Raw genomic sequence first — 1,901 nt, 5'->3', positions numbered from 1 at the left:
CGTTTTGACGCAGGCGGCTTTGTTGCCCGCCAGGGTCTTGATGGCAAAGCCTGTTTCGCAAACGGCCACGGGCCCCTCTGCGTGTGCTGCGCTGGCGAGCAGCAAGGTGGTGAGGGCGGCGATGAGGTGTGAGCGCATGAGCGGTTCCTGACTGAAGTTGATCAAGGGGTTGCAAGCACGACCGTGCTTCCGTTGAATCGTAGGAACCGCCACGCCTCTTGACCATTCGCCCCCATGCGTACAGGCGGTGATCGCCTACGCATCAGGGCGTAGAGCCAGCACCCCTGGATGGGTGGCATAGTGCAATTCTTCAAGCCTGATGCCCCGCCATGGATGCTGCTGAACCGGATCTGACCACCTACGAGCAGCGTGCGTTTGCTCGGCACTTTGCGTTCGATCTGCACTTTCCGTTGGCTGGGGTGGCCGTGCTGACCCTGGTGTGTGCGTGGCTCATGCATGGTCGTGTGGCCAACGCACTGATCCTGGCCTGGCTCGCCTTCAGTGTGCTGGCCAACCTGGCGCGGGAAGGCTTCATGTGCCACACCCGTCCTCGGCTGGAGAGCCATCAGCGCCATGCCGCGGTGCTGAGGGCGTACACGTGGTCGTCGCTGGCCTCAGGCCTCACATGGGGGGGCTTCGTGTGGCTCTATGTCGATCCCGCCCAGCCCCTGACGCAACTGGTGGCAGGTTCCATCGTGGCGGGTTTGATTGGTGTGTCGGTCACACCGCTGTCCATCCACTTGCCCGCCTTCTACACCTTTGTGCTGCCGCTGTTGGCTCCCTACCTGGTGGTGATGGTGCTGGCAGGGGGTGCCGAGCGCTTGACGCTGGCCGCCATGGCGGCGCTGTATCTGGGGGCCATGGCCAACTATGCCCACGCCACCCACCGGGTGCACCGGGAGAACATTCGCCTGCGCTTCGAGAAGCAGCAGCTCATCGATGACCTCACCGTGCGCAAGGCCGAGGCCGAGAACGCGGCGCGCATCAAGGGTCTGTTTCTGGCGGGTGTCAGTCATGACCTCAAGCAGCCGGTGCGCGCCATCAGCCTGTACACCGGCTTCCTCAAGCGCACCGAGCTGCTGACGCTGGGCGAAGATCGCCTGCGCGACACCGTGCACAAAATTGAAACGGCCGCTGGCGACATCCACAGCCAGATCACCCGCCTGCTGGAGTTGTCGCGGCTTGAGTCGGGTACGGCCCCTGTGCACCTCAGTGAGGTGAGCCTGAGCGAGCGTCTGTGTCGCATGGTCGAGTTGGCGAGCCCTGATGCCCATGCCCGCGGCATTGAGCTGTGCGTACGAACGGGCTCGCCCGTGACGCTGACCACCGACGTGCGCATGCTCGACTCGATCATTCAGAACCTGCTGGGCAATGCGTTGAAGCATGCCCAGGCCACCCGCGTGCTGGTGGCCGTACGCCATCAGCACACCGGTGTGCGTGTTGAGATTCGAGACAACGGACAGGGTATTGCTCCTGACCGCCTGCCTCAACTGTTCGAGGCCTATCGCAGCTTTGACGATCGCCAGGCCAGTGACAGCCATGGCCTGGGGCTGGCCATCGTGCGGGCCCAGGCGGGTTACCTGGGCGCGCAGATCACGGTGCGCAGCGCGGTCGGTCAGGGCAGTGTGTTTGCGCTGGAAGGCCTGGGCTGAGCACTAAGTCACTGATGGCGGCAGGGCTGGTGCCCCATCTGCACCCACCGCTGCCATACTGGCTTCAGGAAGGAGGGTTGTGCCATGACACGCGCCCATCCATGGTTCCTGAGCGTGGCCGACGTCGCCGGGCTCGTCAGCCAGCAAGGCCTGCCTGACACGCTGGCTGGACTCGTGCGCTGTCTCGACGAAGACTTTCAGCGCTGGCCCGACTTTGACAAGTGCCCCCGCGTGGCCAGCCACTCACCC

The 1,901-nt window shown here is 64.2% G+C and carries 1 protein-coding gene; it reads left to right on the top strand.

The window, feature by feature from the left end; genetic code table 11:
- Nucleotides 1–329 precede the first annotated feature (329 nt).
- On the top strand, nt 330–1,652 hold the full coding sequence (locus PQ963_01470; protein ID MEN4028341.1) for a HAMP domain-containing sensor histidine kinase: 1,323 nt from the start codon (nt 330–332) through the stop codon (nt 1,650–1,652).
- Nucleotides 1,653–1,901 lie beyond the last annotated feature (249 nt).

This window comes from Methanobacterium sp. (genome assembly GCA_039666455.1).
Lineage (GTDB): Archaea > Methanobacteriota > Methanobacteria > Methanobacteriales > Methanobacteriaceae > Methanobacterium_D.
This window is presented reverse-complemented; position numbering and strand designations above follow the sequence as displayed.